18 protein-coding genes are annotated in these 19377 nt (G+C 70.2%); 6 read left to right on the top strand and 12 right to left on the bottom strand.

Translation table 11 applies throughout. The features are described 5' to 3' along the window. Positions 1-135 precede the first annotated feature (135 nt). Together ACWD10_RS14025 and ACWD10_RS14020 are read left to right on the top strand one after the other, a co-directional pair. The gene (locus ACWD10_RS14025; protein WP_451090452.1) at positions 136-1107 is read left to right on the top strand and encodes a DMT family transporter; all 972 of its coding nucleotides are present in this window, start codon (positions 136-138) and stop codon (positions 1105-1107) included. Between the two features lie 9 nt (positions 1108-1116). After that, on the top strand, positions 1117-2028 hold the full coding sequence (locus ACWD10_RS14020) for a LysR family transcriptional regulator (protein WP_451090450.1): 912 nt from the start codon (positions 1117-1119) through the stop codon (positions 2026-2028). Here ACWD10_RS14020 and ACWD10_RS14015 read toward each other — a convergent pair. The 4 genes from ACWD10_RS14015 to ACWD10_RS14000 are packed head-to-tail and all read right to left on the bottom strand — an operon-like array spanning position 2007 to position 5671. After that, positions 2007-4256 carry a caspase, EACC1-associated type gene (locus tag ACWD10_RS14015; protein WP_451090448.1) on the bottom strand — a complete coding sequence of 750 codons (2250 nt, stop codon included), beginning with the start codon at positions 4254-4256 and terminating at the stop codon, positions 2007-2009. The genes ACWD10_RS14020 and ACWD10_RS14015 overlap by 22 nt on opposite strands. Further along, on the bottom strand, positions 4231-4605 hold the full coding sequence (locus ACWD10_RS14010) for a hypothetical protein (protein WP_451090446.1): 375 nt from the start codon (positions 4603-4605) through the stop codon (positions 4231-4233). The genes ACWD10_RS14015 and ACWD10_RS14010 overlap by 26 nt, the downstream gene beginning before the upstream one ends. Before the next feature lie 20 nt (positions 4606-4625). Then, entirely contained in the window at positions 4626-4859 is a 234-nt protein-coding gene (locus ACWD10_RS14005; RefSeq protein ID WP_451090444.1) for a DUF397 domain-containing protein, read from the bottom strand. Then, positions 4856-5671 (bottom strand): helix-turn-helix domain-containing protein, encoded by an 816-nt coding sequence (locus ACWD10_RS14000; RefSeq protein WP_451090442.1) that lies wholly within the window; start codon positions 5669-5671, stop codon positions 4856-4858. The genes ACWD10_RS14005 and ACWD10_RS14000 overlap by 4 nt, the downstream gene beginning before the upstream one ends. A 113-nt stretch (positions 5672-5784) precedes the next feature. On the opposite strand from ACWD10_RS14000, the gene ACWD10_RS13995 reads away from it, so the two are divergent. After that, the gene (locus ACWD10_RS13995; RefSeq protein ID WP_451090440.1) at positions 5785-6231 is read left to right on the top strand and encodes an ATP-binding protein; all 447 of its coding nucleotides are present in this window, start codon (positions 5785-5787) and stop codon (positions 6229-6231) included. Here the strand turns inward: ACWD10_RS13995 and ACWD10_RS13990 are convergent. Beyond that, complete coding sequence (locus ACWD10_RS13990) at positions 6182-6964, bottom strand: maleylpyruvate isomerase family mycothiol-dependent enzyme (protein ID WP_451090438.1); 783 nt, start codon at positions 6962-6964, stop codon at positions 6182-6184. The two genes, ACWD10_RS13995 and ACWD10_RS13990, sit on opposite strands and share 50 nt — an antisense overlap. 21 nt (positions 6965-6985) lie before the next feature. Beyond that, positions 6986-7990 carry a polyprenyl synthetase family protein gene (locus tag ACWD10_RS13985; RefSeq protein ID WP_451090436.1) on the bottom strand — a complete coding sequence of 335 codons (1005 nt, stop codon included), beginning with the start codon at positions 7988-7990 and terminating at the stop codon, positions 6986-6988. A 71-nt stretch (positions 7991-8061) separates the two neighbouring features. Between ACWD10_RS13985 and alc the strand changes: the two genes are divergently transcribed. The 3 genes from alc (at position 8062) to ACWD10_RS13970 (ending at position 11809) form a co-directional block, all read left to right on the top strand. Continuing rightward, positions 8062-9216: an allantoicase gene (gene alc / locus ACWD10_RS13980; RefSeq protein WP_451090434.1), complete on the top strand. Its 1155-nt coding sequence runs from the start codon at positions 8062-8064 to the stop codon at positions 9214-9216. A 151-nt stretch (positions 9217-9367) separates the two neighbouring features. Beyond that, positions 9368-10453, top strand: coding sequence for a selina-4(15),7(11)-diene synthase (locus tag ACWD10_RS13975; protein ID WP_451090432.1), 1086 nt, complete (start codon positions 9368-9370; stop codon positions 10451-10453). 12 nt (positions 10454-10465) lie between these two features. After that, a complete protein-coding gene (locus ACWD10_RS13970; RefSeq protein ID WP_451090430.1) occupies positions 10466-11809 on the top strand; it encodes a cytochrome P450 in 1344 nt (447 codons plus the stop codon). Positions 11810-11875: 66 nt separating this feature from the next. Here the strand turns inward: ACWD10_RS13970 and ACWD10_RS13965 are convergent, their stop codons facing one another. The 6 genes from ACWD10_RS13965 to pepN all read right to left on the bottom strand — a co-directional run bounded on the left by ACWD10_RS13965 (position 11876) and on the right by pepN (position 19200). Beyond that, the gene (locus ACWD10_RS13965; RefSeq protein WP_451090428.1) at positions 11876-13285 is read right to left on the bottom strand and encodes a cytochrome P450; all 1410 of its coding nucleotides are present in this window, start codon (positions 13283-13285) and stop codon (positions 11876-11878) included. Continuing rightward, on the bottom strand, positions 13282-13917 hold the full coding sequence (locus tag ACWD10_RS13960; RefSeq protein ID WP_451090426.1) for a GTP-binding protein: 636 nt from the start codon (positions 13915-13917) through the stop codon (positions 13282-13284). Before ACWD10_RS13960 ends, ACWD10_RS13965 begins: the two co-directional genes overlap by 4 nt. Continuing rightward, positions 13898-14272, bottom strand: a complete 375-nt coding sequence (locus ACWD10_RS13955; protein ID WP_451090424.1) for a DUF742 domain-containing protein — start codon at positions 14270-14272, stop codon at positions 13898-13900. Before ACWD10_RS13955 ends, ACWD10_RS13960 begins: the two co-directional genes overlap by 20 nt. Before the next feature lies 1 nt (position 14273). Further along, positions 14274-14660: a roadblock/LC7 domain-containing protein gene (locus ACWD10_RS13950; protein WP_451090422.1), complete on the bottom strand. Its 387-nt coding sequence runs from the start codon at positions 14658-14660 to the stop codon at positions 14274-14276. 59 nt (positions 14661-14719) lie between these two features. Then, on the bottom strand, positions 14720-16390 hold the full coding sequence (locus ACWD10_RS13945) for a sensor histidine kinase (protein WP_451090420.1): 1671 nt from the start codon (positions 16388-16390) through the stop codon (positions 14720-14722). Between the two features lie 233 nt (positions 16391-16623). Continuing rightward, a complete protein-coding gene (gene pepN, locus ACWD10_RS13940; RefSeq protein ID WP_451090418.1) occupies positions 16624-19200 on the bottom strand; it encodes an aminopeptidase N in 2577 nt (858 codons plus the stop codon). Positions 19201-19377 lie beyond the last annotated feature (177 nt).

Below are 19377 nucleotides of genomic sequence, written 5' to 3'. Positions count from 1 at the left end.
TTTCATGCCTTAATCGTTCAGTTCACCTAAAGAGAATTATCGAAACTTTTCGATAGACCTGAGTGAAGGTGGAGTGCGACGGTAGATCCCGAAAGCGATCAAGAAAGTGATCAAGAGACGCCGAAGGGATAGTGAGTGGCACTCCTCGACCAGGTCCGCAGCAGCACCACGACAGCACCGACAGCACCGACACCCCAGCCCCCGGCCGCCCCGCGACGCAGGACCGCGTCCGCCGCCGGACTGGGAATCGTGTTCGCGACCGTCGCCACGGTCGTCTGGTCGGGCAGCTTCGTCACCGCCCGTGCCCTGGCCGAGACCGTCCCGCCCATCCAGCACGCGTTCTGGCGCTGGATCGTCGCCCTCGTGGCCGTCGCCCCGTTCGCGGCCCGCGCCGCCTGGCGCGAGCGGCACGCGATCCGCCGCCACTTCGGCTTCGTACTCCTTGCTTCATTGCTCGGCGTCACGGTCTACAACACCCTGGTCAACCAGGCGGGCATCTCCACCTCCGCCGGAAACATGGGCATGATCATGGCCGCTTCGCCGGTCGTCATGGCGGCCTACGAACGCCTCGGCGGCACCCGGCTCGGCGCCCGCCGCATCACGGGCCTGCTCGTCGCCTGCGCGGGCGTACTCCTGCTCGTGAGCAAGGGCTCACTCGCCCTGGACTTCACCGCGGGCGACCTGTGGATGCTGGCCGCGGCCCTGTGCTTCGCGTCGTACAGCGCGCTGCTTCGCCGTAAGCCCGCGGACATCGGCGGCCCGGCCTTCCTGTTCACGTCGTTCCTGCTCGGCGCGGTGATGCTCGCTCCGGTGTACGCGGTGAGCGTCGCCGTCCAGGGCGGCTTCACGCCGACCGTGGACACGGTCTCGCCGCTCCTGTACGTGGGCGTGGTGTCCTCCGCGGTCGCCTTCTTCGCCTGGAACAAGGCCATCTCGCTGATCGGCGCCGCCCGCGCCGGGGTCATCTACTACCTTCAGCCGGTCTGCGTCGCGCTGCTCTCGTACGCGGTGCTCGGCGAGGCCACGGGCTGGTTCCAGGTCCTGTGCATGGCCCTGATCCTCGGCGGGGTCGTGCTGGGCGCGAGCCGCGCCGGAAGCGGCAAGTAGGTTGCTGACATGACCGAGTGGGACATCAAGAAGCTGCAGATCCTCCGCACGCTGCGGGACCGGGGCACGGTCACGGCCACCGCGGAGGCCCTGCTCATGACCCCCTCGGCCGTATCGCAGCAGCTGTCGAACCTGAGCAAACAGGTAGGCGTACCGCTCCTGGAGGCCCACGGCCGCCGCGTACGCCTGACGGACGCGGCCCATCTCGTCCTCCGGCACGCGGAGGCGGTCTTCGCCCAACTGGAGCGGGCGGACGCCGAGTTGGCGGGCTATGCGCGGGGCGAGGCGGGCGAGGTCCGGGTCGGCGCCTTCTCGACGGCGGTCCCCGCGCTTGTCGTCCCGGCGGTACGGGAGCTTCGCGCCGCGGCACCCGCCCTTGAGGTCCGGGTACGGGAGGCGGAGGCGGCCGAGTCGTACGACCTGCTCTCGGCGGGCGAAGTGGACCTGGCCTTGTCGTTGGCCGCGCACGCCCCCACGGCCCGCGACCCGAAATTCACGCGGATCCCGCTGCTCGCCGACCCCCTGGACGTAGCGCTGCCGGTGGACCACCCCCGTGCCGCGGAGGGGGAGTTGCACTTGGCGGACCTGGCCGGAGAGCAATGGATCTTCGGCGGCAGCGGCCCTTGGTCGGAGATCACGCTCGCCGCGTGCGAGGCTGCGGGCTTCGTACCGGAACAGGCCCACAGCGCCGCTGGCTGGACAGCCATCATGGCCATGGTCGAGTCGGGCATGGGCATCGCGCTCGTGCCGCGGATGGCGGCGGTGCGGCGGGCGGGCGTGGCGATGTGCGTCCTGTCCGGCGACCAGCCGAGACGGCACGTGGTGGCGGCGGTGCGCCGGGGTGCGGAGGAGGGGCCTGCGGTGGCTCGGGTCCTTGAGGCGTTGCGGACGGCGGCGTCTCAGCGCAACTGCCAGACGTAGACGCCGTCGTCGCCTCCTGTGACGAGGTGACGGTCGTTCGGGGTGAATCCGACGTGCCCGGCCTTGATCCCGTGACCGCCCGTCAGACGGTGGAGCTGCCGCCCGGTCCATGTGTCCCAGACACTCACCTCGCCGAGGGTGCCAACCGCGGCCAAGCGCGCGCCGTCGTGGCTGAAGTCGAAGACATCGGTGGCGTTGCCGAGGTCTTCACCCAGCGTGGCCAGATGTTGACCGGTGTCCGGACGGAGTAGACGTACGTCGAGTCCATTACCGACGGCCAGGAGGCTTCCGTCCGGGCTGAACACGACGCGGTCCGCGCCGAGTTCGTCGACCTGGATGCGTCGAGGCTTGCGTCGCCACTTCTGGGTGTCCCAGAGCAGGACCGAGCTGTTCGCGCTGCTGGCGCTGGCCAACCACCGGCCGTCGGGACTGAACGCGAAATGGTTCGCCCAGCCGTCGTGGCACTTCGACCGCACCAACTGCTTGCCCGAGCCGATGTCCAGCACCCGCACAACCCCCGCGTCGGTCCCCACGGCCAGTGTGTGACCGCCGGGACTGAAGGCCAGCGCCGTGACGAACGGATTATGCCCTTGGGTGTCCTTGTCGACCCGGAGCACCGGCCGACCCGTCGGCGACTCCCATACCTGAACCGTGCAGTCGAGATCGTCGGTGGCGAGCAGCCGGCCGTCCGGAGCGATGGTGAGCCGTTCGGAGAACAGCCCCAGCTCGCTCCTCAGGGTGTTCAGGTGCCGTCCGTTCTGTGTGTCCCAGAGCCGTACGGTGCCGTCATAGCTCGACGTGGCAAGCAGGCTCCCGTACGGGCTCAAGGCCAGTGCCCGGACCGCATCGTCATGGCCGTGCAGGGTGTGCAGAAGGCGGCCCTCCACCGGGGCCCAGAGCTGTGGCTGTCCGCCGTCGACCGCGGTGGCGACCAGCGGGGCCGTGGGGTGAACGGCCATCGCGGTGAGCCACCGCTCCTGCGCGGTGCTGCCGGAGGTCTCCCAGACCGGCAGGGCGTGCAGCAGGCCCGGCACTGTGGCGGCCTTCGCGCGCGTCGAAGCGGACCGGGGCGGGGGCACCGGTCCGGCCTTCCCGCGCGAGCGAGCGGGCACGGGCGGAGGCGAGGGCACCGTTTTGGCTTTCGCGGGCGCGGGCGCGGGCGCGGGCGCGGGCGAAGGCGCAGGCGTCGATTTGGTCTCCGCGGGCGGCGGGGCGACTGGCGAAGGGAGCAGCGCGCGTGCGGCCTGCGCGACCGTCGGGATGTCGCTCCCGGCAATGCGCTTCAGGTGCCGCTGGGCCAGTCGGGCGCGCCCGATGTCCCCGTCGGACAGCCACTCGCCGAGTACGGTCACGCCGCCGATGCGGACCGCGGGCAGCGGGCTGTCCAGGGCCACCCGTACGGCCTCCGGCAGGTCGGGCTCCGCGGCGGCCGGTACGGCGGTCCGGGCGAGCCAGATCCTGCCCTCGGCGCCGTAGACCCAACGCTGCGGCGTCTGTTCCGCCCCCCGCTCCGCCACGTATGCCGCCGCATGGTCGAAAGCGTCCTCGACCGAGATGTACCCGTCGCCGTCCCTGTCGGCCGCACCCGTACGCAACCCGTCGACAAGCCCGGTCGTGAACACCGAACCGCTCGGGGCGCCCGCCGCCCCCGTCAGACTCTCGCCCTCGAACGAGTACTCCCGCGACCGCGAGGCCGTCAGCACGGCCCGCCCGCGCCCATGGCCCACGAGCCGGTGCCCGAGGTTCACATCCTGGTCGTCCGCCTTCGCCCCCTGCGCGAACGCCCCGCTGAAGCAACAGTCCAGGACCACCACTTGGCGCCGCGCCCGGCACTCGTCCAGTTGCTCCAGCAGCCACCCGGCCTCGACGCCGGACGACGCGAGCCGGTCCTTCCGGGTGTCCGCGCCCGCGAAGTACAGGCGCCCGCGCGCATCCAGCAGCCCGTGGCAGGAGAAGTACACGAGCAGCAGCTCGTCCGTCCCGCGCCCGGCGAGGAAGTCGTCGACCCCGCCGCGTATCTCCTGCGCCGTCGGGTCGGTCAGGCCGCGCACGTCGAAGCCGCCGATGTCCGGGGAGCCCAGAACCTCCGCCAGCGCCTCCGCATCCCGGGCAGGCGCCCGCAGCCGGGCGAGACCGGCGTCTGCGTACGACGAAACGGTGACGACGAGCGCGGACCGTGGCCCGGTAGGCAGCTCCGGCAGGTCAGGACGAGATGTTCTGCCGCTCAAGCCAGACCTCGATCAGCTGCTCCTGCCGCTCCGGGCTGATGCCCGTCACCTTCAGGGTGTCCTCACCGAAGGTGATCTCCACCGACCTCTCGCTGCGCGCGGCCCACCGCTTCACGGCGTTCACCACGGCACGCGCCCCCTGCGTGATGCCGAACCGGACGAGCAGCGCACCCATCGTGGTGCCGACACCCTTGGCCTGCGGCGGCACGTCCTCCGCGGCGGCCAGCGGTTCGACGCCGTCCACGTCGAGTTCGAGCAGCTCGGCCCGCAACTGCTGGGCCAGCGCGTCCAGTTCGGCCGCATCCTCGTCCGCCTCGGGCACAACCCGTACGACGTACGACTCCGCCATTCCCCCACCCACGGTTCTGCTTACCCCCTGCCGCTGAGCGAGACGAAGGCCGCCCAGGTGGCGGGGGAGACGGTGAGTATCGGGCCCTCGGGGTCCTTGGAGTCGCGGATGTGGATGGCGGAGGGGTGGGTGGCGACCTCGACGCAGGAGCCGCCTTCGTCGGCGCTGTAGCTGGACTTGTACCAGTCGTAGGCCACTTCGACGCACGCGCCGCCCTCGTCGCTGCTGTAGCTCGACTTGAACCAGTGCTTCATGATTCTCCTAGAAGACCGTCCAGCAGTTGGGCGCTGAAGCTAGGGGACAGGGCCTGCGATTGCAGCATCCCATACTTGGACTGGTAGAAGCTGACCTCTTCCGGATCATCGATCTGCACGCTGAGCCGCTGGACCTCCAGATACGTCAGGCGCTCGTTCTCGTGCGTCTCCAGGAGGATGAACGGGCCGGCGAGGCCCGCGTGCGGGATGACGTCCATCGGCATGATCTGTAGGCCCACGGACTGGAGTTCACTGACCTCGCGCATCCTGCGCAGCGTGGCCCACCAGGCCTCCTGCCCGCCGAACTGCTTCTTCAGAGCAGCCTCTTCGACGATGAAGTGCGCCCAAGGCGGCCGGTCCCGCTCCCAGATCTGCTGTCGTTCGAGCCGGGCGGCCACCCACTCGTCCACCTCGTCCTCGGCGACCGGTGGATAGCGGTTGGCGAAGACCGCCCGCATGTAGTCCTCGGTCTGCAGCAGCCCGGGCACGTTCTGCGTCTCGTACCACAGGATCATCCGCGCCTCCTGCTCGTACTCCACCAACTCCTGGACCGGCAGCGGGAACTTCTCCTTCTGCGGCATCCGGGAGACGAAGGTCTCCAACGCCTTCTTCGTTTCGAGGACTTGGTCGATCAGGATGGCGAGATCCAGGTGCAGCGGCCGCCGTCCCTGCTCGATCGACGCCATCTTGTCCTCGCTGATGCACAGCTGCCGCGCCAGCTCCGCCTGTTTCACACCGGCGAACCGGCGGAAGTTGGCGATCATCGCGCCCAGTGCGTGCCACGAATGCAGTTTCTTCTGCGATGCGTTCATGCCTGCCCCCATTCCCCTGCGGACCCTCCGTCCGCCCCGACAAAGGTCGTACATCTGAGATGTACGAGTCGACGCACTGCACAAGACTAGTCACCGACAGTGACAGTCGCCCCATGAACAAAGAACCCCAACTCCCGTTCCGCCGCGAGGCGTTCTACCGCCGCGAGCGCAGGTCCATCCCCAAAGCCAGGACCTTCACCCATCGCGCGCTGGCCGACTGGGGCGCCGACGCCCGCAGCGACGACGTACTGCTCTGCGTGAGCGAGCTCGCGACCAACGCGCTGGTGCACGGCGTACCGCCCGGCCGCGGCTTCCGGCTGCATCTCGCGCTGCACACCGACGGAGTCCTGCGCGTCGAAGTGCACGACAGCGGCGACGGCGACGTACGACTCCCGGTCCGGCGACCGGATGCCGAGGACGGGCGGGGGCTGCTGCTCGTCGCGGCGTTCGCGGACAAGTGGGGCGTCGGGGAGCGGAACCCCGGGAAGATCGTGTGGTGCGAGTTCGGGCTCAGCCCCAGCGGACCTGGGCCTTGTCCTGCCACAGGTCGAGGAGCGTAGCGTCGCCGTCGACGTCGAGGCCGGACGTACCGGTCCGATTCCAGAGCAGCAGGTACAGCGCCTCGGCCGGACCGCTCAGGCGGCAGTCCACCGGATCACCGTTGTCGTGCCGCACCACGACCAGGTCCTCCGTACCGAACTGGATCCGCCAGGAAGCCTCCGCATCCGTCGCCCGCAGCGCGAGCGTGCGCGGGGTCGGGCCGAGGAGCCGGGCCGCGCGGTCCGGGCGGGACCAGAAGCCGCCGAGGAGTTCGTCCAGGCCGCACACGGCCACGTCGGTGGCGACCGACGGGCGCTGCCCGGCCGCGAGTTGGGCGTCGACCCGGTGCACCGTGGTCTCGTGGGCCTGGCGTCGGGCCCAGAAGGCGAGCGGGGAGGACGCGGGCAGGAACGCCCAGCACTTCAGCTCCGGGTCGGCGGTGGCGAGGGCTTCGACCAGGGCGGTGTGGCGGTCGCGGTACCAGGTCACCGGCGAGGTCCCGGCGCTCGGCGGCGCGATGAGCTCGTCGACCTCCGCTCGCGGGAACGGTTCGGTGCGGCGGCCGGTGACGTAGGCGGCGGCCCAGCGGTGTACGCCGCCGGTGTGCTCGAGGAGGTCGCGTACCGTCCAGCCGGGACAGCTCGGCACGGGCGCGTCGAGGCCGGCCTTCTCGGCGGCCGCGGCCAGCTCGCTCCCGGCGTCGCGCAGGACGTCGAGGTGGCGTTCCACGGTCAGGCTTTCCCGGATCGGCATGCCTGGACGGTAGCGCTTTGCTCAGCTCGAAGCCGCTCCCTCGGACGTCGTAACCGTCCGGAGGAGCACCTGGGACGCCAGGTCCACGAGCTCGTGGAGCATCGACAGATGGGCCGCGTCGCCGCCCAGTTCGTCGAGCAGGCGGTACGCCTCCCCGCGGAACCCGCTGATGTCCTCCTCGTACCGGCCGAGAACGGCGGGCGAAAGGAGAACCTCGGTGAGCTCAGCCCTGGCCCGCCGGGAACGCGCCGCGGTGGCGTGCAGGTCCAGGATGTGTTGCCTGGTCCGGGGTGCCACGTCTTCGAGGGCGCACGCGAGCAGATAGGTCACGGTGCCGTTCCGGAAGTCTTCGTGGCGGCCGGTCACAATGTCGTCCTGGTCGTTGAATACCTGCCACAGGACGCCGAATACGTTCCCGAACTCGCGCCAGGTCTCCACCCGGTGCTTCTCGGCACCGGCCAATTCCGCACCCATGGCCGTGACCATGCTGAACGGGGCGCCGGATTTGCCGCGGTAGGCCGCGACCACGGCGCTCCGGGTGGCGGTACCCGTGTCTGCGCCGAGGTCCGCCAATTGGCCCTCGGTGGCGGCGATCCAGCAGTTCACGAGCTCGGCCGTCAGCGCGTCGCGTGCCGAGCGCGGGATCCGCTGCGACCGAACCACGAGCAGGGGTAACGAGTTTCCGCTGATGGCGGTCGCGAGCAGCGCTTCGCTCTCGCCGAGGTCACCGGCGCCGACCGCTGCCTGGCCGTCGGCCGCGTCGTCCAGGTAGCACGCCGACGTCCACCACAGGTCGTGGACGACAGCCAGCGGGACGGCCGGTGCGGGATCGCCGGTCTCGACGGCGTGGACGATCATGGGTAGCACCGCGAGCGGGTACTTGAACCGCCGGGACCGCAGCAGTTCGGAAACCGCGCGCCTGACCTCAGGCGCCGACGGGCCGAGCCGTTCAAGAGTGGCATCACGCTCTGCCTCGATGTCCGCGGATGACTTCCTGTACAGCTCCAGATACGCCATGGAATTCATCAAGTGAGCTTAACAATTGCTTCAAAAAGTTTCGATGGACGTGACTGTTTGTTCCGTACCAAGCTGCAGGCATGACCTCGACCTATGACGCATCTCCTTACGCGGGCGGCGACCCGTACGCCGACTACCGCACCGGCTCTGGCATCGGCTCCGGCGACTTCGGCTTCACGGACCTGGTCGACCTCGCCGACCGGCGCTTCGGCGGCGCCGTCGTCGCCGCGAACGACGAGTTCTTCGCCGAGCGCGAGAACCTGCTCCTGCGCCACCCGGCCGTCTTCGACCCCGAGCACTTCGGGCACAAGGGCAAGGTCATGGACGGCTGGGAGACCCGGCGCCGTCGGGGGTCCGGCGCCGCGAACCCGTTTCCCGCGCCCGGAGACCACGACTGGGCCGTCATCCGCCTCGGCACGCCCGGCGTGATCCGCGGCGTCGTCGTCGACACGGCGCACTTCCGTGGCAACTACCCGCAGCGCGTAAGCATCCAGGCCGCCGCGTTCCCCGGCACCCCCACCCCCGAGGAACTCCTCGCCGACGAGGTGAAGTGGGACGACCTCGTGCCCCCGACCCGGGTGTACGGCCACGCCGCCAACGGCTTCGAGGTCACCGGCCCCGCCGCCGAGCGCCGCTACACCCACGTACGCCTGTGCCAGCACCCCGACGGCGGGATCGCCCGCTTCCGGGTGCACGGCGAGGTCGTGCCCGACCCCGAGTGGCTGGACCTGCTCGGCACCGTCGACCTCGCCTCCGTCCTCAACGGCGGTGTCGTGGAAGACGCTTCGGACCGCTTCTTCTCGGCGCCCGGCAACATCGTCCTGCCCGACCTCTCCCGCAAGATGGAGGACGGCTGGGAGACCCGGCGCCGCCGCGACCACGGCCACGACTGGGTACGGCTGCGGCTCGCGGGCCAGGGCGAGATCCGCGCCGTGGAGATCGACACCGCGTACTACAAGGGGAACGCGGCGGGTTGGGTGTCCCTGGAGGGCCAGGACGGCAACGCCGGGGACGGCGAGAGCGGGGACGACGGTGACTGGTTCGAGATCCTGCCGCGCACCCCGCTCGAACCCGACACCCTGCACCGCATCAAGCTCCCGACCCCGGCCACCGCGACCCGCGTACGCCTGAACATCTATCCGGACGGTGGGATAGCCCGGCTTCGGGTGCATGGGGCGCTCACCGCGCGCGGGGTGGCGGAACTGCGCGAGCGATACGCGGCTTTGACGTCCTGACAGAACCCGTACCTCGCCCGTTCAAACCGCTAACAGCCGGTAAGTGATGCTTCACACAGGCCGTAACTTCCATTTTCAACAGCGGCTACGATGCGGAGCGCCTTGTTCACTATGGGGCGTGGGTCACGCCCCGCGACGGGAGTGATTCCCAGTGGGGTCCCAGCTGGCCGTTCCGCCCATCTATTCGCCCTTCGCCGCAGCGATCCATCCCCGGCACCTGGTCATCGACCGGCGCACCGCCGCATGGGCAGAAACGTTCCGCATCGGCTCCGACGAGCTGCGCGGCAGACTCGTCTCCCATGACATAGGCGGATTCTCGGCACGAATACTTCCCGAGGGCCGCGAAGAGGTCGTCTCGCTGCTCTCGGATTTCGTCCTCTGGCTCTTCGGCGTGGACGACGGCCACTGTGAGGAAGGCGAACTGGGATACCGCCCGGGGGAGTTGTCCGGCTATCTGTCGCGTCTCCTTCGGGTCGCCCAGAACCCCGAGGTGCCCATGCTCCTCGACGACCCGCTCGCCGACGGCCTGCGGGACCTGCGCCGCCGCGTCGACCGCTACGGCACCGCGGGGCAGGCCGCGCGCTGGGTGGATGCCCTGCGCGAGTACTTCTTCTCCGTGGTGTGGGAGGCCCACCACCGCAACGCGGGCACCGTGCCCGACCTCAACGACTACACCCTGATGCGGCTCTACGACGGCGCCACCTCCGTCGTCCTGCCCATGCTGGAGATGGGGTACGGCTACGAACTGCAGCCCCACGAAAGGGACCGCGCCGCGGTGCGGGCCGCGGCCGAGATGGCGTCGTTCATCATCACGTGGGACAACGACATCTTCTCGTACCACAAGGAAGCGCGCACCGACGGCTTCTACCTCAACGCGCTGCGCGTCCTGGAGCGCGAGCGCGGCCTCGACTCGGAGGCCGCGCTCGACCTGGCGATCTCCCAGCGGGACCGGGTGACGACCCTGTTCCTGCGGCTGTCCGCGCGGCTGAGTGCCGACGGCAGCCCGCAGTTGCGTCAGTACCTCGACAGCCTGGGCAGCTTCATCCGCGGCGCCCAGGACTGGGGCATCACCTCGGTGCGGTACACCACCCCGGACGACCCGGCCGACATGCCCTCGGGATTCCGGGACACCCCGGTCGACTCCGGCCTGCGGCCGCTCGACATTCCGGCGGTGTCGTGGTGGTGGGATCTCGTACCACGCCACTCCGCCCCTGTCCCCGCTGGTTTCCGGCCGTAAAGGACTCTCCCTGTGTCAGCTGACTTGCGATCACTGCCCCGCGCACCCGGTGCACTGCCCGTTCTCGGTCACGTCCTGAAGCTCTGGCGCGATCCACTCGGTTTCCTCAAGGGCCTACGGAACACGGGGGAGTTGGTGCGCGTCGACCTGGGCACCCTGCCCATGTATGTCGCCACCACTGCCGAGCTGGTCCATGAGATCACCGTCAAGAAGGCTCGTAGCTTCGAGAAGGGCAGGCTCTACGACCGGGTCCGCCCGCTGGTGGGAGAGGGGCTCGCGACCGCGAGCGGTGAGATTCACCGCAGGCACCGGCGACTCATGCAGCCCATGTTCCACAAGGAGCGCATCTCCGGGTACGCCGACGTGATGAGCAGCCGCGCCATGGCGCTCGCCGAGTCGTGGGTCGACGGTCAGGAGCTCGCCCTTGAGCAGGTGATGGGTCAGTACACCATCGAGACCCTGGCCGAGACGATGTTCTCCACCGACATCGGGCGCCCCGCCGTCGAGGCCGTACGCCGCGACCTTCCGATCATTCTCAAGAACATGCTGATACGGGCAGCATCCCCCAAGCTCCTGGACCGGCTACCGATCAAGCCCAACCGTGACTTCGACGCCGCGTCGGCGAGCATGCGCGGTGTCATCGACGAGGTCATCGCCGGTACCCGCCGCTCCGGTGCCACGGGCCGGGCCGACCTGCTGTCCGTGCTGCTCGACGCCCGCGACGCGGACACGGGTGAGGCACTGACCGATGAAGAGGTGCGCGACGAGCTCGTCACCATCCTGTTCGCCGGTACTGAGACGACGGCGTCCACTTTGTCGTGGGCCTTCCACGAGCTGGCCCGCCACCCCGACGTGGAAAAGCAGGTGATCGCCGAGATCGACGAGGTGGTGGGCGACCGTCCGGTCACCATCGAGGACGTCCCGCGGCTCCCGGCCATCCGGCGGGTACTCGACGAAGTGATCCGCCTCTACGGCGTCACGCTGCTGATGCGCCGCACCATCGATGAGGTGGAGCTCGGAGGGGTCGTGGTACCGGCCGGAACCGAGATCGCCTTCAGCCTGTACGCGCTCCACCGCGACCCAGGTATATATGCCGACGCGGACGCCTTCGACCCCGACCGGTGGCTGCCGGAACGGCGCGCGGGGCTCGGACGCGAGGAGTTCGTGCCGTTCGGCTCGGGTAACCGCAAGTGCATCGGGGACGCCTTCGCCTGGACGGAGGCGACGATCGCACTGGCGACGATTCTGCGCCGCTGGCACCTTCGCCCGCTGCCGGGCCACGAACCACGAGCCGCGGCGTCGGCGATGGCTCACCCTGACCACGTGCCGATGCGGGTGGTGGCCCGGGTGGGGTGAGCCCCTGTCGTCACCCGCCCGCCGGCCTCGCGGGCGGGCGGGTGACGGGGAGTGTGACGACAGGACCTAGCGGAACAGCCGTGACCACCACGACCTGCGGGCGGTGCGCGGCGGCGTTGGCGTGGCCACCGCCGGGGATGACGTCGATTCCTCCGGAAGGGGCGTCGCCAGCTGCCGCGGTGCGGACACGGAACTCGTGGTCTCCGTGCCACGCGGTGTGAAGGTCACCGGGAGTGCCACCAGCGGGTGGGACATCATGGACGCCGCGCGCGGCAACTCGCTTTCCGGCACCGCGAGTTCCAGGTCGGGCAGACGGGCGAGCAGGGCGTCGATGCCGGTGTCGGCGATGGCGCGCCCGATGTCCTGGCCCGGGCACTCGTGCTGGCCGCCACTGAAGGCGAGGTGGGAACGGTTGCCGTGTACCGGGGTGGCCAGGTCGGGCCGGATCTCGGGGTCGACGTTCCCGGCCGCGAGGCCGAGCAGCAGGGCGTCGCCCTCCTTGATCCTCTGCCCGCCCAGCTCGGTGTCGCCGGTGGCCCACCGTCCCATGACAGTGGTGAGCGGGGGATCGTCCCACAGCACCTGCTCCAGGGCGTCCGGCAGCGTCATGTGACCACCCGACAGGCTCGCACGGAAGCGCCGGTCGGTGAGGACTATGCGCAAGGTGTTGGCGATCAGGTTGGCGGTCGTCTCGAAGGCGGCGATGAGTACGAGCCGCGCGTGCTCGACGATCTCGTCGTCGGTGAGGGCCGTTTCGTGTTCCAGGAGCCACGACGTGAAGTCACGGCCCGGCTTCTCGCGCTTGAGTGTGAGGAGTTGGCGCAGCGACTGAGTGATGTATTCGTTGCTCTGGACCGCCGTATCGGTGCCCTTCAGCATGTCCCGGGCCGCCTCGACGATCCGCGGCCCGTACTTGTCGGGCATGCCGACCAGCTGGGTCATCACGAGCATCGGCAGTTGCTCGGCAAAGTCCTGGACCAGGTCGGCGTGGCCACGCTCGGCGAAGTGGTCGATCAGCTGGTTCGCGAAGCGCGTGACATAGCGGCGCACACCGCGCCGGTCGATGCGCTCCAGGGACTCGGTGACCGCGCCGCGCAGCCGCTGGTGTTCCGCGCCGTCAGCGAAGATGCAACTGGGCTGCCAGGCGGCGACCGGAGCCAGCGGATGGTCGGCGGACACCCTGCCCTCGCGCCAGTCCCGCCAGCGCCGTGAGTCGCGGGAGAACCGCGAGGGCGTACGGGCGACGTCGAGGTTCTCGCGGTGTCCGAGTACCAGCCACGCGGGCAGGTCGCCGGGCAGCAATACCGGTGCGACAGAGCCGTGTTCGGCCCGCAGCCTTTCGTAGAGGCCGCGGGGGTCGGTCTCCGCCTCCGGCCCGTAGAGGCGCCGCACCTCCTCCGGGCCGAGACCGTGCGCCGGGCAGCCCGGGGGAGGCGTCGCAGCGTCGGACGAAGACGAGGGAGAAGGGGTGCTCACGATGCCTCCGAAGTCGCGGCGAGGTTCTGCAGATAGCGCATCAGTGTCATCAGGACGTCTCGTGATGACGCCCGCATCCGGGCGTCGCACTCCACGATCGGTACCGTCTCCGGCAGGTCGAGCGCGGTGCGGAGTTCCTCGATGGGGTGATGAGGGGCCTCCGGGAAGGAGTTGACGGCGACGACGAAGGGGACGCCGCGCTCCTCCAGGCGGCCGATCACGTCGAAGCTGACCTCCAGGCGGCGGGTGTCCACCAGGACCACCGCGCCGAGTGCGCCCTCGAAGAGGCCGCGCCACAGGAACCAGAAGCGCTCCTGGCCGGGGGTGCCGAAGAGGTACAGGACCAGCTCTTCGTTGATGCTGATGCGGCCGAAGTCCATGGCCACCGTGGTGGTGGACTTGCGTTCCACGCCCTCCGTGTCGTCGACGCCGACGCCGGCCTGGGTCATGGTCTCCTCGGTCGTCAGCGGGCGGATCTCGCTCACCGAGCCGACCAGGGTGGTCTTGCCGACGCCGAAGCCGCCGACGACCACCACCTTGACCGCGGCGGCCGCCGTCTGCGGCAGCATGTCCTCGCTCCGCGGCCCGGCGGTGACCATGGAGCCGGGGCCCTCAGAGCTTCTGTAGTCCATCGATCACTGCCTCAATCAACGCGATGTCGGGGAGTTGGGCGGGCGGTACGGGCGGCCGCGTAAGCACCCGCTTCTCGGCGATCAGATCGCTGAGAAGGACGGTGACGACGCTGACCGGCAGGCCCAGGTGGGCGGAGATCTCCGCGACGGAGAGCGGCCGGTGGCAGATCCGTACGATCGCCGCCTGCTCCGGCTGCATCCCCGGCCTGGGCCCCGACTTGGCGACGATCAGGGTGACCAGGTCGAGCGAGGCCGACGCGGACGCTCCGCTGCGGCCGCCGGTGATGACATAGAGCCGCTCGGGCCCGTCCTCGTCCCAGTCCGGTGCGGGTCCGTCGGGTCGGCTTCGTGCCACCTCAGAAGCCCGCCGCGTCCTGCCGGGGCGGGCTGCTGAGGTGCTCTCCGATGCGCAGTACGAGGTCCCGCATCCGCTGGCCCATCAGGCCCGCGTCCACACCCTCGTCGGCCAGTACGGCGAGGAACGCGCCCGCGCCCGCGGCCATCAGGTAGAAGAAGCCGCCGTCCATCTCGATCACGACGAGCCGCATCCGGCCCTCGCTGTGCGGGAGTTCGGCCGCCACGGCCCCGGCGAGGCTCTGCAGGCCCGCGCAGGCCGCGGCGAGCCGGTCGGCGGCGTCGGTGTCACCGCCGTACTGGGCCATGCGCAGGCCGTCGGCGGAGAGCACCACCACCTGCCGGGTCTGCGGGACGCCCTCGGCGAGGTCCTTCAGCATCCAGTCCATGTTTGTCCCGGAGTTTGTCCCGTTGTACGGCGTGGAGGCACTCCCGGCTTGCTGCTGCATCACTGCTCGTTCCCCTTGCTGGTCGACGCCGGGGAGGCGTCGCTGTCCTGTGCGGGCTCGGCGACGCCGGGCCCGCTGGTGGTGTTCCCTCCGCCGTGCTGTGTTCGTGAGGGCGCCTCCGGCTCCCCGGACAGGCCGCTCTGGAACGCGGCCAGCCACATGCCCGGCTGCACCTGCTCCTGCGCGGGCTCCGGCTCGGCGCGGCCCGCGGCAGGAGCGGCCGGTGCCGCGGGTGCGGCGGGCGGTGCCGCCGCGGTCCTGCGGCGGCGCTGCGGAAGGCCGTTCGCGGTGCGCTCGGTGACCACCGGAACGTCGTCCTCCAGAAGCGGGTTGACGGGGCCGGTGGACGGACGCTGCCGGGCGGGCACGTCGCCGGGCGCCTCGGCCGCCGCGTGCGCGGGGACGTGCCCGGACGCCTGGGCCGGGAGCGGCTGGGCGGCGGCCGGGGGCTGGGCCTGGGCCTGCGCCTGCGCCTGGGCCGGTGCCGCGTTCTGCGCGTAGCTCTGCGGGTTCTGCGCGTACGACGCCGGAGCCGGAGCCGGAGCCTGCCGCGCCGCCGGTGCCGCCACCGCCGGGCGCGGCCCCGACGACGCGCCGATGCCATGCGCGAGCCCCGTCGCCTTCGCCGCCGTAGTGATCAGGTTCTGCGGCACGACGAGAACGGCACGCACACCCCCGTACGCCGACGGACGCAGCGACACCTGGAAGCCGTACGCCTGCGACAGCCGCCCGACCACGGCGAGGCCCAGGCGCGGCGACTCGCCCAGGTCGTTGACGTCGATGCCCTGCTGCGCCTGCTGGAGCATCCGCTCCGCGCGCCTGCGGGCCTCCTCGCTCATCGAGACGCCGCCGTCCTCGATCTCGATGGCGATCCCCGACTGCACGTCCACGGCGGTCAGATGGACCTTGGTCTGCGGCGGCGAGTAGCGGGTCGCGTTGTCGAGCAGCTCCGCGAGCGCGTGGATCAGCGGCTCGACCGCGGTGCCGACGACGGCGATCTCGGTGACCGAGTGCAGCTCGACGCGCTGGTAGTCGATGATCCGGGACATCGCGCCACGCATCACCGAGTACAGCGGCACCGCCTTCGACCACTGACGGCCGGGGCGCGCGCCACCGAGCACGGCGATGGAGTCGGCGAGCCGGCCGATCAGGGCGGTGCCGTGGTCGATCTGGAGCAGATCGCCGAAGACGTCCGGGGCGTGGCCGTGCCGGTCCTCCATGTCCCGGAGTTCCTGGGCCTGTTGGTGCACGATCGCCTGCACGCGACGGGCGATATTGACGAACGCCCGCTGCGCCGAGTCACGCAGGTCCTCCTCGGCGGTCACCGCGTCGATCACGGAGCGGAGCACCGCCAGGTGCGCGTCGGGGGCATGTAGGGAGGCAAGTACGTCCTCGGGGAACTCGCCCCGGCGCAACCGGTCCACGGCCTCCGGAAGCAGTACCTCCGCGAGCCGGACGGTCTCCGCCTCCTGCCGGGCAAGCGCCTCCTCGCGCTCCTCGGCCGCCGCGTTCAGCTCGGCTATCCGGCGGCCGCGGCGGGCCGCCACATTGCAGGCCGCGCCGGTCAGAAGCACCGCCGCCGCACCGGTCGCGGCCACAGCGACCCGAGCCGAACCGGCCACGAGATAGGTGGCCGCGACGGTCGCGGCGGCGAGCACGACCGGGGGCAACAGCCACAGCGGGAAGGGGGATTTGGGACTTCCCGGGGGTGTCCCCGTACGAACCCTCTGCACTGCGACTCCCGTACGTACCGAAGATCACTGGACAGTTCGGTAGCGTAACGCGTTCGGAGTACTGAGGCTGACGTCAGGTCAAGTCCATGGCGTAATCCGTACGGTGGCATTCCGGTACCGGGGCGCGTATGTCACGACACGCGCGCCCCGACACCGGAACCGTCGAAACGTCAGGCCGCCGCGGCGTCCGCCGCCTGCGCCTTGAGCGCCCGCTCCACACCGGAACGGGACTCCGAAATCAGCCTGCGCAGCGCCGCGTTGGGCTCCGCGGTGGCCAGCCACGCGTCGGTGGTCTCCAGCGTGGCCCGCTCGACCTGGAGCACCGGGTACAGGCCGACGGCGATCTGCTGCGCCATCTCGTGCGAGCGGGACTCCCACACGTCCTTGACCGCCGCGAAGAACTTCTCCGTGTACGGGGCGAGCAGCTCCCGCTGGTCGGTCTGGACGAAGCCGCCGATCACGGCCTCCTGCACGGCGTTCGGCAGCTTGTCGGACTCCACGACCGAGGCCCAGGCCTCCGCCTTGGCCTCCGGGGTGGGCCGGGCCGCCCGCGCGGTGGCCGCGTGCCGCTCACCGGCCGCCGTCTTGTCCCGCTCGGCCTCGGCGGCGATCTCCGCCTCACCGGCCCGCCCGGTGGCGGCGAGCCGCTGCAGGAACGCCCAGCGCAGCTCGGTGTCGACGACCAGGCCCTCGATCGTCTCCGAGCCGTCCAACAGCGCGGCAAGCAGGTCGAGTTGCTCCTCCGTGCGCGCCGTGGCCGCGAACGCGCGGGCCCAGGCCAGCTGATGGTCGCTGCCCGGCTCGGCGGAGCGCAGGTGCTTCAGGGCCGCCTCGGTCCAGCGGGCGAGCCCCGTCTCACGCCACTCCGGCGCCGCGTACAGGTCGAGCGCCAGCTTCACCTGCCGGTGCAGCGACTGCACGACGCCGATGTCCGACTCCTTGCCGATGCCGGAGAGGACCAGCTTCAGGTAGTCGCGGGTGGCGAGCTCGCCGTCGCGGGTCTGGTCCCAGGCCGAGGCCCAGCACAGGGCGCGCGGCAGCGAGGCCTCGAAGTCGCCGAGGTGCTGCGTGACGAACCGGAGCGAGTGCGGGTCGAGGCGGACCTTCGCGTACGACAGGTCGTCGTCGTTGAGCAGGATCACCGCGGGCCGGTGCCGCCCGACCAGCTGGGGCACCACGGTCAGGTCCCCTTCGACGTCCAGCTCGATGCGCTCGCTGCGCATCAGCTTGCCGGTGGTGTCATCGAGGTCGTACAGGCCGATAGCGATCCGGTGCGGCCGGAGCACCGGCTCGCCCTTGGCGCCCGTGGGCAGGGCGGGGGCCTCCTGCCGTACGGCGAAGGACGTGATGACGCCGTTGGCGTCGGTGTCGACGGTCGGCCGCAGGATGTTGATGCCCGCGGTCTCCAGCCACAGCTTCGACCAGGTGGCCAGGTCCCGGCCGCTGGTCTCCTCCAGGGCGCCGAGCAGGTCGGTGAGCCGGGTGTTCCCGTACGCGTGCCGCTTGAAGTACGCCTGCACGCCGCGGAAGAACTCGTCCATCCCGACGTACGCCACGAGCTGCTTGAGGACGCTGGCGCCCTTGGCGTAGGTGATGCCGTCGAAATTCACGAGAACGTCATCGAGGTCACGGATTTCGGCCATGATCGGGTGCGTGGACGGCAGCTGGTCCTGCCGGTACGCCCAGGTCTTCATGGAGTTGGCGAACGTGGTCCACGAGTGCGGCCAGCGGGACTCGGGCGCGTACGCCTGGCAGGCGATGGACGTGAAGGTGGCGAACGACTCGTTCAGCCACAGGTCGTTCCACCACTCCATGGTGACGAGGTCGCCGAACCACATGTGGGCGAGCTCGTGCAGGATGGTCTCGGCGCGGGTCTCGTACGCGGCGTCGGTGACCTTCGAGCGGAAGACGTACTGGTCGCGGATGGTGACGGCGCCCGCGTTCTCCATCGCCCCGGCGTTGAACTCGGGCACGAAGAGCTGGTCGTACTTCGCGAACGGGTACGCGTAGTCGAACTTCTCCTGGAACCAGGCGAAGCCCTGCCGGGTCACGTCGAAGATCGCGTCGGCGTCGAGGAACTCGGCGAGCGAGGGGCGGCAGTAGATCCCGAGCGGCACGGACTGCCCGTCCGGCCCCTCGTAGCTGCTGTGCACGCTGTGGTACGGCCCGACGATCAGGGCGGTGATGTACGTCGAGATCCGCGGCGTCGGCTCGAAGACCCAGACGTCATCCGTGGGCTCCGGGGTCGGCGAGTTGGAGATCACGGTCCAGCCGGAGGGCGCCTTCACGGTGAACTGGAAGGTGGCCTTCAGGTCCGGCTGCTCGAACGAGGCGAAGACCCGGCGGGCGTCGGGCACCTCGAACTGCGTATAGAGATACGCCTGGTCGTCGACGGGGTCGACGAAGCGGTGCAGGCCCTCACCGGTATTGGTGTACGCGCAGTCCGCGACCACCCGCAGCTCGTTCCGGCCCGCGAGCAGGTCCGCGAGCGCGATCCGGGAGTCCGCGAAGACGGCCGCCGGGTCGAGCGCGGTGCCGTTGAGCACGACCTCGTGCACGGTGGGCGCGACCAGGTCGATGAAGGTGGTGGCCCCGGACTCGGCGCTGTCGAAGCGCACGGTGGTCACGGAGCGGTAGGTGCCGCCCTCCTGCGCGCCGCTGAGATCGAGATCGATCTCGTAGGAGTCCACGGCAAGCAGGCGCGCCCGCTCCTGCGCCTCTTCGCGGGTGAGATTGGTACCAGGCACGCGGTCATCTCCTCGTCATGACGTGAATGGGGCTATTCAGCCATCCTTCCACGAGGGAGGCGGTGCCTGCGGCGGTGTTTTTCTCCCCAGCCCCGCCCCTTCCCGAAAGCTTGCAGCAACTTCGGGGGCTCCGCCCCCGGACCCCCGCTCCTCAAACGCCGGAGGGGCTGATTCTTG

Source organism: Streptomyces sp. NPDC002851 (genome assembly GCF_053591935.1).
The sequence above is the reverse complement of the archived record's forward strand: the minus strand, read 5'-3'. Positions and strand labels throughout refer to the sequence as shown.

Excerpts from the sequence above, each read along its gene's own strand:
- ACWD10_RS14020 (WP_451090450.1), top strand. The coding sequence starts at position 1,117 with ATGACCGAGTGGGACATCAAGAAGCTGCAGATCCTCCGCACGCTGCGG.
- ACWD10_RS14010 (WP_451090446.1), bottom strand. The coding sequence starts at position 4,605 with ATGGCGGAGTCGTACGTCGTACGGGTTGTGCCCGAGGCGGACGAGGAT.
- ACWD10_RS14005 (WP_451090444.1), bottom strand. The coding sequence starts at position 4,859 with ATGAAGCACTGGTTCAAGTCGAGCTACAGCAGCGACGAGGGCGGCGCG.
- ACWD10_RS14000 (WP_451090442.1), bottom strand. The coding sequence starts at position 5,671 with ATGAACGCATCGCAGAAGAAACTGCATTCGTGGCACGCACTGGGCGCG.
- ACWD10_RS13995 (WP_451090440.1), top strand. The coding sequence starts at position 5,785 with ATGAACAAAGAACCCCAACTCCCGTTCCGCCGCGAGGCGTTCTACCGC.
- ACWD10_RS13990 (WP_451090438.1), bottom strand. The coding sequence starts at position 6,964 with ATGCCGATCCGGGAAAGCCTGACCGTGGAACGCCACCTCGACGTCCTG.
- ACWD10_RS13985 (WP_451090436.1), bottom strand. The coding sequence starts at position 7,990 with ATGAATTCCATGGCGTATCTGGAGCTGTACAGGAAGTCATCCGCGGAC.
- alc (WP_451090434.1), top strand. The coding sequence starts at position 8,062 with ATGACCTCGACCTATGACGCATCTCCTTACGCGGGCGGCGACCCGTAC.
- ACWD10_RS13960 (WP_451090426.1), bottom strand. The coding sequence starts at position 13,917 with ATGGACTACAGAAGCTCTGAGGGCCCCGGCTCCATGGTCACCGCCGGG.
- ACWD10_RS13950 (WP_451090422.1), bottom strand. The coding sequence starts at position 14,660 with ATGGACTGGATGCTGAAGGACCTCGCCGAGGGCGTCCCGCAGACCCGG.